Here is a 15,607-nt window from a genome sequence, read left to right on the forward strand (position 1 = left end):
AAAGACACGTTCACGTTACCAATTCGAAACGTGACCCGCTATTCCCCAGTGTGCGCTTGCACCGGCCAGGCGATCTGTGCGCCCTCGATCCCTGGGTTCGCCCCGTGCCGGATCGCGCGGCGGGTATCGGCGTCGATGTAGAGGCCGGGGTCGCTGGAAAGCTGCAGCGTGCGGCCGTCGGTAAGCGAATAGCGCACGTTTTTCCAGAACCGCCCCCAGCTCATGGGTTCGCGCGAGGTGGCCAGCAGTTCGGCGATTTCGGGGCTGCGCAGCGCCGCGCGCGCCTGCTTCGCGCGCATGGAGCTGATAAACGGCGGGAGCCCGTCCAGGTAGGTGTCGGTGTCGGCGGCTTGCCAGGCGGGGTCGAGGAATTTGTCGTGGCCGACGCGGCCTTCCGGGTCACGCGGCATGCGCGCGGCGATGGGGGTTGCCAGGCCGACGGTGTCCAGGATGCGCACGTCGAGCGGCGCGTTCATACTGGTCATGCCCAGGTTGATCAGGTACGCCGTCAGCGGCAGGTTGCTTAAGTCCGACTCCGCGTCTTCGCGGTCGCGGTAGTACCAGCTGTACATCTCTGGGTCGGCGGAGACGTAGGCGAGGTTGAGCTGCGCGGCGTCTGCGGCGATGCCTTTGTCCAGCGCGTCTTCCCAGTTCTGCATGAGCTTGGAGCCGAGGAAGTCTTCGGCGTAGCGCGGCGGGTCGGTCAGCTCGCGGCCGACGGCAAGGGTCCAGAATTCCCGCTCGTCCACGATGCCGAGTTCTTTTTCGCCGGTCTGGTACGCCTCCCAGTCGATGGGGTGGGCGCGCACGATGGTCACGCCGGCCCACACGGCCACGGCGGTCGCCAAAGCAATGCTCACGCGTGTGAGCGGCACCGCCATCGCGGGCAGCAGCAGCGCGAACAGCGGCAACAGCCACATGCGCCCGTGCATGAAGTCGCCGCCGACGCGCAGCACGTAGAGGATGTGGGCGAGCGCGCAGCCGGTGACAAGCAAAACAATTGCTAATCGACGTCCTCCGGTCCCCCGCATCATCCACCCCACCAACGCGGCGGCAGCCAGCACCGGCAGCCAGAGCCAGTAGTAGCCCACGAAGTCCGCGAAGTACTCGAACCCGCGCGCCCACTCGGCGCCGGAGGCAGATTTGGCCACGGCCGTGTGGGGAGTGAGCAGCCCGTAGTAGCCCATGCGGAAGAGCTGGTAGGCGGCCGGCACGGGCAGCGCCGCAGCAAGGATGCCGGGGGTCTTGCGCGGGGAGAACGCGATGAGCAGGATGCCGGTCACGCCGCCGTAGAGCGCGAGCTCGGGGCGCACCAGCCAGGACATGCCGCACCAAAAGGCGAGGAAGTAGCCGGCTTCCGGCACGCGGCGGCGCAGCGGCTCGGCCCACGCGACCAGCGCAGCCCACCACACGGCGATCCACAGCAGCGACAAGCCCCATTCCAGCCCGGAGGTGGCGAAGTCTCGGGCGGGCGGCAGCGCCAGGTAGATCACGATGCCCAGGGGCACGACGGGGCCCACTTTGCCCCAGAACCGGCCCGTGGCGAAGGTGGCCAGCGCGGCCGCCGCGACGGTGAAGATCAGCGCGAGCCACATAGCCACATCTTCGAGCCGGGCACCGGTGAGCCAGCCAAACGCGGTGATCAGGTACTGCCATAGCGTGGAGGTGTTGGCCTCCACTCGCTCGCCGGCGTTGAACACGGGCCCGTTTCCGGCGAGCAGGTTGCGCACGGTGCGCAGGACGATCAAGCCGTCGTCGGACATCCAGCGGCGGGTCCATCCGCCCCAGAACGCGAAGATGCCCGCGACTACGGCTGCGGCGAGCGCGGAGAGGCGGGCATGTTTGGTCATTGCGACGATGTTAGTGGGTGTAGCGCTACCAGCCTAAGTTCGGCACAACGTAGACGGCCATGGCGATGCAGAACAGCCACGCCAAGGCGAGCAGCTGCAGGACACGGTCCTCCAGCGCGATCTCGTCGGGCGCGCCGCCCTGGCCGCCGTCCACCACGGAGGCGTAGCGCAGAATCGCGATGACAAACGGCACCATGGACACCTGGTACCAGATGGCGGCGGTGCCCTCGACGGAGTTGGACAGCTGGAAGCCCCACAGCGCGTACGACATGACCACCGCGGTGGCGGACAGCGTCCACACGAACCGCAGGTAGGTCTCGGTGTAGCCCTGCAGCGCGCGGCGGATCTCCGCGCCGGTCTCCTTGACCAGCAGCAGCTCGGCATAGCGCTTGCCGGATGCCATGAACAGGGAGCCGAACGCGGCCACCAGCAGGAACCACTGGGACAGGTCGATGCCTGCGGCCACGCCGCCGGCCATGGTGCGCAGCATGAAGCCGGAGGACACCAGGGCAATGTCGATCACCGGGATGTGCTTCCAGCCGAAGCAGTAGCCCAGCTGCAGCGCGATGTAGATGCCGATGACCCAGGCCAGCGACGTGCCGTCGGTAGCCAGAAGGGAAAGCCCAAGCGAGAGCGCAATGAGCACCGCCGCCATGACGTACGCCAGGTTGATCGGCAGCATGCCGGACGCGATCGGGCGGAACCGCTTGGTGGGGTGACGGCGGTCGGATTCGACGTCGCGCGCGTCGTTGATCAGGTAGATCGAGGACGCGCCGAAGCAGAACACCACAAACGCCAGGAGGATGTCCATGGCGGTGCGGGAGTTAAAGGCGTCCGTACCGGCGGCCAAGGGAGCTGCCAGCACGAGGACGTTTTTCACCCACTGCTTCGGCCGCAGGCCCTTGAGCATCGCGTCCGGGAGGTTCTTCGGCGGCGTCTTTTTCATCACCTGGTCAACGCCGGAGGTGTGCGGCTCCGACTTGATCAGGGGCTCGTCCACGGGTTCACGGGTGTTTGCCACTAGATCCTCTTCTCAGCCTCGATTGCCACCTTCGCCGTTGCCGCGCCCAAGGCGGCACCTGCGAGGGTGTCGGTTGGGTAATGCACGCCGAGCACGTTACGCGACAGCATCATCACCGGCACGAGCAGCCACGGCCACTTCCTTCCGGTGATGTCCGCCAGGTGCGCGGCCGCGGCGCCGGTGTTCGCGGCGTGCGAGGATGGAAACGACAGCTGCGAGGGCGTTTTCACGCCGATTGTCACGCGCGGGTCGTTCGGCCGCGGGCGGCGCACGACGCGCTTGAGCACCACGGTCGCGGCGTGCGCGGCGAAGGTGCCGGCGCCGAGCGCGAACCACTTGGAGCGGTTTCGCCCATCAAAGATAGCTCCGCCCGCGGCCACCGCCAGCCAGCCCAAGTCATGCTCGCCGAAATGGCTCAACGCACGGGCGGCCTTCGCAGTTTCTGGGGTGTACAGCTGGTCCTGGATGGCGACGAGCAGGTCGACCTCTTTATTGCGCATCGAAGATCTTCCCCCAGTTCTCGTGGCTGGTCAGCTCGCCGCGCGCGTCGCGGTAGGTGCGCTTGAGCTCCGGCCAGCGTTCCTTGATCTGGGCGCGCAGTTCCTTCTGTTCGCGCATCAGCTCGTCGGCAAGCTGCTTGTCGCGCTTGCGGAAGGCCACGCCGGTGCCGCCGGCGGTGGACACGGTCGCCGAGTCCACGCGGGCGAGCGTGTACCAGCGCGCCTCTTCGGCGGTGAGGTTGAGCTGCGGCGCGTCCCAGTGCGCGCGATCCTCGTCCTTGCGCAGGTGCATCAGCGCCTTGACGGCCCACGGGATCTTCTTCACCTTGGCCAGGCGCCCGCCGACCTTGTTGGTGGGCACGCCCGGCGCGCCGGTCGGCGCGGGCAGGTCGGTCGCGGACGGCAGCACCTGCGCGTCCGAGTACTCCTTGCGGATCCCCTGAATCCGCGGCAGCGAGGATTCGAGGATGTCGAAGAGCTGGTCCGGGCCCGCGAGGAAGTCGCGCATCGCCTCGTTCTGGATGGCGATGGTGGAGTACTCCATGCAGAAGTAGTGCTTCGCTGTGGATTTCTGCATGTTCTTCAGCATCGCCTCCGGGTTGTCCGGGCCGTAGATGCTGGCCACGATGAGGCGGTTGCGCATGTGGAAGTACGCCTGCCAGTCAATCGCGTCGTCCTTGTCCGCCCACGCCATGTGCCAGATGGCCACGCCGGGCCAGGTGACCGTCGGGAAGCCCGCTTCTTTGGCGCGCAGCGCGTATTCGTTGTCGTCCCACTTGATAAACAGCGGCAGCGGCAGGCCCATCTTCTCCGCCACCACGCGCGGGAAGAGGTTCATCCACCAGCCGTTGTAGTCCACGTCGATGCGGCGGTGCAGCGGGCGCGAGGTGGTCTTTTTCGGATCCAGGTCCTCTTCGTCCGTGCCGACGTAGCCGAGCGGGTACTTGGCAAAGTCGTGGTCGTAGACGGCGTGCTTGGCAGCGGAGAACATGAAGATCTCCGAGTCCACCGTCTCACCCGTGGTGCGCAGCTGGCTTCGGTCCTGCAGGTTGAGCATCTGCCCGCCCACCAGGATCGGCTTCGCTGCGTAGCGCGCGGCCTGCACGGCGCGGACGATGGAGTCCGGCTCGATGGCGATGTCGTCGTCCATGTACAGGATGAACGGTGCGTCGGTGCGGTTCAGCGCCTCGTACATGATGCGGGAGTAGCCGCCGGAGCCGCCCAGGTTGCCCTGCTGGAAAATCTCCAGTTTGCCATTCAAGTTCTTCTCGGCCTCGGCGAAGTCCGGCTCGTCCGCCGGGTGCTGGTTGCCCTGGTCCGGCATGAGCACGTTGCTGATGCAGGCTTCCACGTACGGGTCCTCCGCCAGCGCGTGCAGCGCGTTGACGGCGTCGCGGGGGCGGTTGAACGTGGGGATGCCCACGGCGACCTGTTTGGGCTGGGGCGGGACCACGGTGCCGTCGTCAAGCACTTGCTCCTTGGGCTCCTGCGGGGAGCACCACGCGGCGTCCGCGATGCGCGTGTCGTCCTCGGCGGTGATGTCGAACCACAGCCAGCCGCCGTCCTCGAAGTTGCTGAGTTTCAGCGGGATCTCGGTGCGCCCGGTTGCCTCGACGTTGGTGACGCTCACGCGCGTGCCGTCGTGCTTGGACCGGTAGACGGAGATGGTCGCGCGCCCCTCGACGTCCATGGCCAGGACCACGGTGTCCAGCTGCGACCAGCGGCGCCAGTAGCTCGCCGGGAACGCGTTGAAGTACGTCTCGAAGCTGACCTCGTTGCCCGCGGGGACCTCGAAGCTCGTGCGGTCGGACCAGCGCAGACGCTGTTTGTTGTGCTCCTGCTCGATCAGGTACAGCATGCGCACGTCGTGCGGCTCGCCCTTTTTGGGCATGAGGACGCGCTGCAGCGTGTCCACGGCGAGGGTCTTGCTCGTCTCCACAGCTCTCACTTTCTGTTGTGGGCAGTTGGAGCCAAGCGTAATCGCTTCAATGGTGATTCCTTGGTGTGGCTCGCGGTTCGGTGCGGGGCTAGCTGGAGAAGAGGAGGCGCAGGCCTTCGCGGAGGTCGGCCACGATGCGGTCGGACTCCGATTCGGGAACCCGCAGGTTGTCCAGCGTGAGACCGTTGATCAGCGCGGTAACTAGGCGCGCTTTGGGCTTTGCGTCCTCCTCACCGCCCAGTGCAGCGACAACGCTGCCCTGAAAGTCTTCGAGGACCTCGGTGTAGAGATTCGCAATCCAGTCCCGGGTTGCAGAGGCGGATCCGTACGTGACCCAGATTGCGGCATCTTCGGAACGCACGCCGCCGATCGGCAGGAGCTCGGCAAGCCTGGCCACCCAGGTTTCGAGCTCGTCTCCTTTTTCAGGAACTGCCGCTACCCGCTCGCTCTGGCGCTGGATGGAGCGGATGAACGCGTGCGCTAGCAGGGCGTCCCTATTCGGGGCGTGATACTGCACCGAGCCAGCGGCGAACCCGGATTCCTTCGCCACCTCCCGCACGCTCACGGCATCGAGGCCGCGCGACGCGATGATGCGGATAGTCGCGTCGGCGATGGTCGCGGCCGATTCTGAAAACTGATGGTCCAGGGAAAAGTCGTTCATGGTTGCGCACCATTCTAGATTCTCGTACGTTCGTAAGGCGTAATACGTTCGTACGAGAGATCCAGAGATCCCATGGGTTCAGTCATCCCCGTTGTTGGCTTGGCGCTGCTTGACAGCCTGAGCCTGGGCACTCTTGTCATCCCCCTTGCGCTCATCGTCCACTGGCGCGCCGTCCGCGTTCCGGCGCTGACCACCTACCTGCTTACCGTCGCGGCGGTCTACTTCCTCCTCGGGCTAGGGATACTCCTCGGATTCGCCGGTCTGGGCTCGGTCGCCGAACGGATCACGCAGACCGATGCCTTCCCCTGGATCACGTTGACGCTGGGCGCGGCCCTCGCGCTCTTCGGCATCTTCGCGCCCAACCCCAAGAAGCCCGAACCCGGGCAGTTGCCGAAACGCGCAGCCGGAGCCACAAGCAGCGTGCCGAGCATGGTCGCATTAGGCCTCGGCGCATCTCTCACCGAGGCGGCGACGATGCTGCCGTACATCGCAGCGATGGGCATCATCGGCAGCTGGGATATCCCCTCCGCGGCAAAGGCCGGGGCCGTGGGCGTCTACTGTCTCGTCATGATCTTACCGACGGTCATCCTCGCCACCTTGGCGCTGCTCTTCGGCCAGAAGTTCTTCCCGCGGCTCGAACGCCTTATCCCCCGCCTCGAGTACGAGGCAAAAGTGACGCTTCTCTGGATCGCCGCCATCGTCGGCATCTACATGGTGGCGTACAGCGTTGCGACGATCCGCGGCGACCTCCCCGCCTCGTGACCAAGACCGTTTTCGCGCGGCGGCTGCATTGGCGCTCGCCTCCCTGGGGCCGTTACGGTAGCTACGGTTTCCACCCCTCACCTGCTCGAGGGGAATCATCTAACACATTGAAAACGGTATACCTATGGCTTTCTCTCGCACCGAGATTTCTCACGAACCGCCCGCTCCGACGGGGGTTGTAGAGTCCTTCCGCTACGCATTTTCGTCGTCTACTCGCCTGCGCAAGGAAGTCCTCGCGGGGCTCACGGTGGCGCTCGCGCTCATCCCCGAAGCCATTGCGTTTTCCATTCTCGCCGGGGTTGATCCGGCGCTCGGGCTGTTCGCGTCAGTGGTCATGGCGATCACCATCGCGTTCACCGGCGGGCGACCCGCGATGATCACGGCTGCCACGGGCGCTGTCGCCCTGGTCATCGCCCCAGTCGCCCGAGAACACGGCGTGGACTACTTCATTGCCACCGTCCTGCTGGCGGGCGTGCTGCAAATCGTGCTCGCGGCGCTCGGGGTGGCGAAACTGCAGCGGTTCATCCCGCGGTCGGTGATGATCGGCTTCGTCAACGCCCTGGGAATTTTGATCTTTACCGCGCAGCTGGAGCATCTTATCGACGTCCCAAAGGTCGTCTACGTCCTCGTCGCCGCCGGTATCGCGATCATGATCGGGTGGCCGAAGCTTACGGGAGCCATCCCTGCGCCGTTGATCACCATCGTCGTCATCAGCGCCGTCGTGGGGCTTTTCGGGATGCACGTCCCCACCGTGTCGGACATGGGTGAGCTGCCGGAGTCCCTACCGCGACTGTTCGTCCCAGACGTGCCGCTGACGCTGGAGACGCTGCGGATCATCGCGCCGTACGCGCTCGGCATGGCCCTTGTCGGCCTGCTGGAATCGTTGATGACGGCCAAACTTGTCGACGACATCACCGACACCCACTCCGACAAAACCCGCGAATCCTGGGGCCAAGGCGTGGCGAACATCGCCTCCGGCCTGTTCGGCGGCATGGGCGGCTGCGCCATGATCGGGCAGACCATGATCAACGTCAAAGAATCCGGGGCGCGCACCCGCCTATCGACGCTTCTTGCCGGCGTGTTCCTGCTCATCCTGATTCTCGTGCTCGGCGACGTGGTGGGCCAGATCCCGATGGCGGCACTCGTGGCGATCATGATCATGGTGTCTGTGGGCACCATCGACTGGCACTCGGTGCACCCGCGCACCCTGAAATTCATGCCGCTGTCGGAGACCGTGGTGATGCTCGTGACCGTCGTTGCCACCCTCGCCACCAGCAACCTCGCCGTCGGCGTGGTGCTCGGCGTGATCACCGCGATGATCACCTTCGCCCGCCGCGTCGCACACCTCGCCTCCGTCGAGCAGGTTTCCGCCGAGGACACCACCAACGACGGGCTCGTGGACACCCGCACCTACCGCATCCACGGCCAGCTGTTCTGGGCCTCCAGCAACGACCTGGTGTACGCCTTCGACTACACCGACCCGGCAGACAACATCGTCCTCGACTTGAGCGCGGCCGAAGTGTGGGACGCCTCCACCGTGGCGACGCTGGACTCCATCACCAGAAAATTCGAGAGCAAGGGCAAATCTGTCACCATCGTCGGCCTCGCCGGGCCAAGCAAGGACCGCCTAGACCGCCTGTCCGGCAAGCTCGACGGCCAGTAACGGCACTTCTCCCGTAGGCTGCGCATCATGCAGTTCCAGGGATACAACGCAGACGGCCTCCCCCACGACCCCGCAGATCGGCAGCGCTCCGGCTCGCCGGCGCGCAACTACGCCATCGGCGCAGTGTGCGTCGTGGTGGCTGTGTTGTCGTTCGCGTTCCTGTCCGGCTCGACCGCCGTGTTCATCGGCATCGCCGCCGCCATTGCGGGCGCGGTGTTCATGCTCATGGGCATCCAGGGCAGCATCTACCAGCAGCCGGACCCCCTCGAGCCCGGCAACTACGGTGTGCAGGACCCTGTCCAGAATCCGGTGCAGGACCTGGGCGGGGACTACGACTGGGACGGCAACTTCCGCCGCGAGTTCGGCGACGGCACTCCGGGCGGGCGCTAGAGCGTAAACGTATGTACCCAAACACGCCCCTAACCCCACCACCCATCCGAAACGAGCAATTAGCTACGGACCCAAAGCCCCGATAGGAATCACTGCCACACCGTCGTTGCGGCGTAACGCGGGTCCTCCCGAGGTGATCACCACCAAGGCTGGGTCATCATCAAGGTGCCCTGCGAACCGCTTGAGTGTGTCGGCCGCATGCTCAATCACCTCTGGGGTGTAGCCCAACTTCACTTCAACTAGCACGTCCCGGCCACCGACATTCGCAACAGCGTCGACCTCCAGCTTCGTATTCAGCCGGGCGTGGTACACCGTTCTTCCCGTTAACGCACGCAATTCGTGCACCACCAAGGACTCAAAGAGCTGGCCGAAGTATGCGGGGTCTCGGAGAAGCTGTTCCGGCCCCCGATCCAGCGCTGCCATGGCAAAGGAGGGATCAGCGAGATGACGCTTCGGTGCTTTCCTCAGCGTCGCTTTAGAGCGCAGATGCGTGAACCACGCAGGCTGGTCCACAGAGACGAAAATGCTCGCGAGAGCATCGAGATAGCCCCGAGTTGTTTCCCGGGAGGTATCGGCATCGGTCGCGATGGTTTGCAGCTCCAGCTCGGTACCCACGCCACGAGCTAACGAACGGATCATCCGCCGCACCCGCTCTGAATCGCGATTCACCCCACCAGGGGCATGGATATCCACGTCCGCAACGGTTTGTACGTAGTCGCGGACGTTTTCCAGCGCGTCTTCAAATGGAAGACCGACGTTGTACGGAAGGCCACCCCGGCACACGCGTTCCGCCAGATGCGGCAGTGTTAAGTCCGGTGTCGCAAACGGCAATGGGTCACCTGCAACCGCAGCAGCAAGTGAAACCGTCCCATCCGAGTCCCCAGTTTCAAAGAGGGTCATTGTCGACATCGTCATTCGTGCGAACCGGCCGGCACCCGAGTGGCTCGTCGCGTCCGCCCCAGGGGCCGTGGACCCGGTGAAGATGAACTGCCCCTTCGCCTGACGCTCGTCAATGGCGTGCCGCGCGAAATCCCACAGTCTCGGCTGCAGCTGCCATTCGTCGATAAGCCGCGGTGTGGCTCCTTCGAGCAGCAGCCGCGGGTCATTATCCATAGCGAGGGTGACGCCAGGATCGGTCTCAACGTTCAGAAAACTTGCGGCTTGCTGTTTCGCCGTCTCTGTCTTTCCACAACCTTTTGGTCCCTGAATAAGGACACCGCCCTGCCTGCGGAGCGATCGCTCCAATTCAGCATCCGCCAGCCGTGGAATATATCCGTTCGCCATACAGCCGCATAGTAGCAGCTAAACGAGCCAGGTTGGCATTTTGAAAACGACTTGCTTGGCGTTTTGAAAACGGCTTGCTTGGCGTTTTGAAAGCGATCCGCTTGGCATTTTGAAAACGGGGCGGGGCGGAGGCTCGTCGATAGGCAAAGGCCCCCTACTTCTGCTCCCACAACGTGCTCGGGCCGGTGAGGGCCTTGCGGTCGCGCGCGAGGATGAGGCGGTCCAGGTCAGCGAGCACCGCATCGACGTCCGCGGGGTTGTACTTGCGCTCGCGGCGCGCCTGCTGCAGCTCGCGGCTGGCGGCGCGAAGTGCGACCTCCTGCAGCTGCGCAGCGCCCGTACGCGCACGGTCGAAGGCAGCCTTGCGCTCCTCGGAGCCCTCGGGGTCCTGCAGGCGCTTCTCCGCGATCGAGTCGAGGCGCTCCTGCATCATCGCGTACGCCTCCGGCGCGTACTCCTCGCCGTGCTCGCGCACCGCCTTGCGCGCCGCGTCGAAGGCGCGCTGGTTCAGCTCCTCGAGCGCCTTGTCGCCGGCGGGGCCATTTTGCAGGTCAAGCTTATCGACGAGCCACGGCAGCAACAGCCCCGGCAGCACCATCGTGCAGGTGAGCACGGTCAACGCGATGACAGAGAGTTCGTGGTGGTAGTTCGTCGCCGACGCCGGGATCGCCAGCACCAGCGCCAGCGTGACCAACCCGCGCATGCCCGCCCACGCCATGAGCAGAACCTCCTGCAGGCGCAGCGGGGAGACGTTGGTGTGGTGCTTTTTCTGGTTGATCTTGTACAGCACCCACATCCAGATGAAGCGCACCGCAAACGCGACGACGGACAGGACCACACCCACCTGCACCGCCTGCCAGATGTGCGTGCCAGCGGTGTCGATAGCGTCGCGCACGCTCATGCCAATCAGGCCGAACGCCACGCCGGTGAACAGCAGTTCCACCGTCTCCCAGAAGGAGTGGCCGGTGAGGCGGTCCTCGGCGGTCATGGTCGAGCGCGAGGACATCTCCACCGCGGCGATGACGATCGCGATGACGCCGGAGGCTCCGATGGCCTCGCAGCCGGCGTAGATGGCGAACGGGAGCACCCAGGTAAACGCGGTGCGGATCACGGAATCGGGCACCGAGTTGGCGAAAGCGGCGGCCAACCTACCCACGACCAAGCCGATCAACACCGCGGCGATAGCGGCGTAGAGGAACTGCAGCGCGCCTTTACCGAAGTCGACCTCACCGTGGGCGACTGCGGCCGCCATGGCGACGTTGAAGGTGACGATGGAGGCTGCGTCGTTAAATAGCCCCTCCGTCTGCAGCGTGCCAGTGATGCGCTTCGGGATGCCGGCCGGGCCCGCCACGGCGTCCACGGCCACCGGGTCCGGCGGGGCGATCGCGGCGGCGAGCACCATCGCCGCAGCCAAGCTCAGCCCCGGCAGCATCCACATCGCCGTGGCCGTGAGCGCCGCGATGGTGAGGAACACCAGGATGATCGACATGGTCAGCACCACGTTGAGCTGCGAGCCGATTTGCCCCCAGCTCGTGCGCCGGGCCAGCGACCACAACAGCGGGGGCAGGAAGATCGGCAGGATCAGGTGCGGATCGATGGACACCGTGTCGATGCCGGGGATAAAGATCACCGGCGCGACCACCACAGTCAGAAGCGCCGGCCACGGCAGGCCGGTGCGCTCACCTACCGCGGCGACGAGGACGGTGGCGAGCAGCAGGCCGATTAGTGCTATGAAAGTTCCCACGAGGGGTGAGTTTACGGCGTACCGCGGGCTGCAGCAGGTGTCGGCACGGGCGCGGGCATCATCAACCACTCCGACATCAACCGGTACCTCGTTTCTACCTTCGTCGCCCCGGCCCTGAGCGCCTAACCAACCCTTTTCGGAGTTGTTTGAAACAACTCCGAAACAACTCGCAGTAAAACTGACCCGAAATCAACCCATCTGAGTAGGTCAGGATAGTTGTTTGGAGTTGTTTAGAGGGAAACCCACCGAACACTCGGACCTCGAGTCGGGCTACCGTCGGCAATCTTCGCTTTACCCAAATCTCGAAGGTGGCGAAGGATTCGGCTCACTGATTCACGCTCTACGCCGAGTTCATTCGCAACCTCACGAGCGTTCAGGGACTGCCCCTCGCGCAACTGAGCAATGATCCAGTCCTCGGTAGTCACGGATGCAATCGCAGTAGATTCGTTCCCCTCAAAGGCCGCCCGAGCTCGAGCGGACAGTATCCACTCAGGAGCATCCCGCAAAGGTTCTAGGAAGCCCTGACTTGCGTACCACCCCAAGGTTTCTTGGGCCTGCGCTTCCGGGACTTGCATGAGTCGAGCTGCCGTGGACGTCATCAAAATCTGGTTGTTCGCTAGATGACGCGCAACCAAAAGCCCATCCACACTCTTGAAGATCGCTTCACCAAACTCAGTACGCAACAGGTACAGCGTCTTAATAAACGCCGAATCGACATTTCCGGCGGGCAACGTGACCTCAACAAACGGCCCATCGGCATTCAGACTGGGGGCTTGCCTACCACTAGCAAGCATGGAGACCCACATGCGATCGAAGCCTCGCGAAGATTCTTCAGCAAGTCCTAACTGTCGCAGTGCACCCATCAGAATCGGGTTACGCGGAATCGATTGGGTGCTCAGAATCCTCTCCTCGGGCACGCCTACGGGGAGGCCACCAGGAGACCATACGGTCAGACTGGTCGGAGACTGATCAACGACGATTGCAGTGGTCGCTCCCCAGTCGCGGTGCGCGAATGCGTTAGAAACAATTTCATCTACAGCAGCCGCAGGAAACGCCGGAATGGGAAACTCTTGCCCGTTCGGGAGCTGCACTCGCGCAACCTCCTGCGACGTGTGAGCCTTAATCAACGCACGTAGCTGTTCTGACGCAGTAATCAACGGTGCGGAGATCTCGGTTACTTTCGGATCGCCACTGGGCACGTCGCGAAGCAAATGTCTCACGACCGTCCGGTTGTGCAGTGGCTGCATGAAGAGAATTTCTGCCGCAAATGTCAGCGCGCCATCGGCCGTAAGCAATCCCAACTCACTGCAGAGTTGAAGACTCGTCTGGGGTACAGGCGAGTCATCACCCAAGGCATGCTTCCGGTTGGCCAGGAGTGCTTTAGCCTGCTCGATTGCCTTAGGGTCGAGATCTTTAGGGCTTCGTCGAGACACAGTAGCGCTCAGGTCAGGGTTCGAACGGGACAGGTGAATACTGCGACGCTCATCCTCCCCCAAAGGAACACAGTTTTTCCCGACGCGTTTACTGGCCTGGCCTTTGGAACGCTGATACAACGCCATCCCCCGCGGGATGCGCAACGCAATCAAACGCTTGCCACAGCGCTCGATTTCAGAAGCTTCGACCTGAATATGAGGCTGCGTCTTGCTGTAAATCTTTTCCACCAACCAATCGCATGAGCGATCAGTACCAGTGAACGCAGCAGGGCCTGCCTTCTTGTCATTGACACCAAGGACAATGTAGGCGACTCCGCCGTCGGCGTTGGAGAAACAAATAACTTCGTCGATGAGAAACTCCACAAGACCCGCATCGGGGTTCTTGTTCATCGGGTGGACGGCAGGATCCTCCTTGAAATCCAGTACCTGGGATTCCCAGATATCGGCGCTATCTCCGGCCTCAATTGCCGACAGTGCTTCCTCCACACCCTCAAAACCCGAATCGAGCATGAGCTCAGAATAACAAAAGTTGTTTCAAAGTTGTTTGAAACAACTCCGAAACAACTTACCGCAAAAATCGCCTAGAATCATTCCATCGACGCAGGTCAGAATAGTTGTTTGGAGTTGTTTCGAGTTGTCTATAACTCGACCGGAGCTACCATTCTCGTTATAATCAGGTCCATCAGCTGGCCAGGAGGCGTGGTTATTTTCCACAACCTGGTCGGCGTTTTAATTGGTCGGCCGGGCAGCGGTGCCGGGCGACCCCGGCACCGCGCCGCCGTGGCCGCTACACCGCGTCGAAGAACTCCACCGTGGTGCCGTCGAGCACCTTCGAGGGCACCCCGATCTTGCCGGCGTCCCGAGCGGCGGCGTAACCGGACAGCCGGTCGCGGTAGTGCAGGAAGCGTTTGAGGCTGCCCAGCTCGGTGATGTCGAGAAGCTCAGCGTCGCCGAAGCTGTGCGCGTTGTCATTGTATTCGGCGATGACGCCCGCGCAGTCCGGGCAGTCGGGGTGAACGAAAATCTCTTGCGTTGCCATGCCTCCGACCCTAGTGGCCGCGGGGCTGCGACAAAGGCTCGCCGTGTTCGAAGAACGGGCGCAGCTGGTTGTCAAACAGGGTCAGCGCCGAGGCGATGGCCATGTGCATGTCCAGGTACTGGTAGGTGCCCAACCGGCCGCCGAACAGGACGTTGTTCTGCTCGGATTCTTCGGCCGCGAGGCGTCGATAGGCCTCCAGCTTCTCGCGATCCTCCGGCGTGTTGATCGGGTAGTACACCTCATCGTCATCCTCGGCGAAGCGGGAGTACTCCTTCACAATCACCGTCTTATCGGACGGGTACTCGGAGCGCTCCGGGTGGAAGTGGCGGAACTCGTGGATGCGGGTGTACGGCACATCGGCGTCGTTGTAGTTCATCACCGGGGTGCCTTGGAAGTCGCCGACCTCGAGCACTTCCTGCTCGAAGTCGAGGGTGCGCCAGCCTAGGCGGCCCTCGGTGTAGTCGAAGTACTGGTCCAGCGGGCCGGTGTAGACCACGGGCGCGTCCGGGTTCTCGGCGCGCACCTCGGAGGCGACGGCGAACCAGTCGGTGTCCGTGCGGACGTCGATAAGCTCATGCTCCGCCATCTTCTCCAGCCAGGCGGCGTAGCCGTCGACGGGCAGGCCTTCGTAGGTATCGTTGAAGTAGCGGTTGTTGAAAGTGTAGCGCACCGGCAGGCGGGAGATGATCTCCGGCGGCAGGTCGGTGGGGTCGGTCTGCCACTGCTTGGCGGTGTAGTGCTTCACAAACGCGTCGTAGAGCGGCTTGCCAATGAGCGCGATGCCGCGCTCCTCCAGGTTCGTCGCGGCCGCGGGGTCGAGGCCTTCGCGCTGCTCCTCGATGAGCTTCTTCGCCTCTTCCGGCGAGTAGTAGCGGCCGAAGAACTGGTTGATCAGGCCGAGCCCCATTGGGAACTGGTAGGCGGTGCCGTCGTGCATCGCGAAAACGCGGTGCTGGTAGTCCGTGAAGTCGGTGAAGCGGTTGACGTATTCCCACACCCGCTCGTTCGAGGTGTGGAAGAGGTGCGCACCGTATTTGTGCACCTCAATGCCGGTTTCCGACTCGTTTTCGCTGTACGCATTGCCGCCGATGTGGCTGCGTTTTTCCACTACCAGCACGCGTTTGCCCAGCTCACTCGCCGCCTGCTCGGCCACGGTGAGGCCGAAGAAACCCGATCCAACAACAATGAGGTCGTATGCCATGCGACCTATTTTCGCACAGTTGCCTATCGACGGAGCTCCGCCGCGACACGCCCCAGAAGTCTCAAGTCTTTCTTGAGACTTGAACTTGCACTACACTTCGTTTCTGTCACATTTGCCACT

At 63.6% G+C, this 15,607-nt stretch carries 13 protein-coding genes; 3 read left to right on the plus strand and 10 right to left on the minus strand.

Translation table 11 applies throughout. The features are described from left to right. Nucleotides 1-38 precede the first annotated feature (38 nt). The 5 genes from QP996_RS07930 to QP996_RS07950 form a co-directional block, all read right to left on the minus strand. The gene (locus QP996_RS07930; protein ID WP_284872107.1) at nt 39-1,850 is read right to left on the minus strand and encodes an arabinofuranosyltransferase AftB family protein; all 1,812 of its coding nucleotides are present in this window, start codon (nt 1,848-1,850) and stop codon (nt 39-41) included. A gap of 25 nt (nt 1,851-1,875) precedes the next feature. After that, the gene (locus tag QP996_RS07935; RefSeq protein ID WP_284872108.1) at nt 1,876-2,871 is read right to left on the minus strand and encodes a decaprenyl-phosphate phosphoribosyltransferase; all 996 of its coding nucleotides are present in this window, start codon (nt 2,869-2,871) and stop codon (nt 1,876-1,878) included. Further along, on the minus strand, nt 2,871-3,371 hold the full coding sequence (locus QP996_RS07940) for a phosphatase PAP2 family protein (protein WP_284872110.1): 501 nt from the start codon (nt 3,369-3,371) through the stop codon (nt 2,871-2,873). Before QP996_RS07940 ends, QP996_RS07935 begins: the two co-directional genes overlap by 1 nt. After that, nucleotides 3,361-5,310 carry a glycosyltransferase gene (locus QP996_RS07945; RefSeq protein ID WP_284872112.1) on the minus strand — a complete coding sequence of 650 codons (1,950 nt, stop codon included), beginning with the start codon at nt 5,308-5,310 and terminating at the stop codon, nt 3,361-3,363. The genes QP996_RS07940 and QP996_RS07945 overlap by 11 nt, the downstream gene beginning before the upstream one ends. Before the next feature lie 88 nt (nt 5,311-5,398). Next, on the minus strand, nt 5,399-5,971 hold the full coding sequence (locus QP996_RS07950) for a TetR/AcrR family transcriptional regulator (protein WP_284872114.1): 573 nt from the start codon (nt 5,969-5,971) through the stop codon (nt 5,399-5,401). A 99-nt stretch (nt 5,972-6,070) separates the two neighbouring features. On the opposite strand from QP996_RS07950, the gene QP996_RS07955 reads away from it, so the two are divergent. From QP996_RS07955 to QP996_RS07965, 3 genes are all read left to right on the plus strand, one after another. Then, nucleotides 6,071-6,733 (plus strand): GAP family protein, encoded by a 663-nt coding sequence (locus QP996_RS07955; protein WP_284872116.1) that lies wholly within the window; start codon nt 6,071-6,073, stop codon nt 6,731-6,733. Between the two features lie 124 nt (nt 6,734-6,857). Continuing rightward, the gene (locus tag QP996_RS07960) at nt 6,858-8,396 is read left to right on the plus strand and encodes a SulP family inorganic anion transporter (RefSeq protein ID WP_284872117.1); all 1,539 of its coding nucleotides are present in this window, start codon (nt 6,858-6,860) and stop codon (nt 8,394-8,396) included. 27 nt (nt 8,397-8,423) lie between these two features. Beyond that, on the plus strand, nt 8,424-8,786 hold the full coding sequence (locus QP996_RS07965; protein ID WP_284872119.1) for a hypothetical protein: 363 nt from the start codon (nt 8,424-8,426) through the stop codon (nt 8,784-8,786). Between the two features lie 63 nt (nt 8,787-8,849). Here QP996_RS07965 and QP996_RS07970 read toward each other — a convergent pair whose 3' ends face one another. The 5 genes from QP996_RS07970 to glf all read right to left on the minus strand — a co-directional run bounded on the left by QP996_RS07970 (nt 8,850) and on the right by glf (nt 15,487). Beyond that, nucleotides 8,850-10,070 carry an ATP-binding protein gene (locus QP996_RS07970; RefSeq protein ID WP_284872120.1) on the minus strand — a complete coding sequence of 407 codons (1,221 nt, stop codon included), beginning with the start codon at nt 10,068-10,070 and terminating at the stop codon, nt 8,850-8,852. Nucleotides 10,071-10,224: 154 nt separating this feature from the next. Beyond that, complete coding sequence (locus QP996_RS07975) at nt 10,225-11,814, minus strand: cation:proton antiporter (protein ID WP_284872121.1); 1,590 nt, start codon at nt 11,812-11,814, stop codon at nt 10,225-10,227. Between the two features lie 230 nt (nt 11,815-12,044). After that, the gene (locus QP996_RS07980; RefSeq protein WP_284872122.1) at nt 12,045-13,757 is read right to left on the minus strand and encodes an RNA-binding domain-containing protein; all 1,713 of its coding nucleotides are present in this window, start codon (nt 13,755-13,757) and stop codon (nt 12,045-12,047) included. Between the two features lie 277 nt (nt 13,758-14,034). Beyond that, complete coding sequence (locus QP996_RS07985) at nt 14,035-14,286, minus strand: hypothetical protein (protein WP_284872123.1); 252 nt, start codon at nt 14,284-14,286, stop codon at nt 14,035-14,037. A 10-nt stretch (nt 14,287-14,296) separates the two neighbouring features. Further along, a complete protein-coding gene (gene glf, locus QP996_RS07990) occupies nt 14,297-15,487 on the minus strand; it encodes a UDP-galactopyranose mutase (protein ID WP_284872124.1) in 1,191 nt (396 codons plus the stop codon). Nucleotides 15,488-15,607: the final 120 nt, after the last annotated feature.

Source organism: Corynebacterium sp. MSK008 (assembly GCF_030232585.1).
GTDB lineage: Bacteria > Actinomycetota > Actinomycetes > Mycobacteriales > Mycobacteriaceae > Corynebacterium.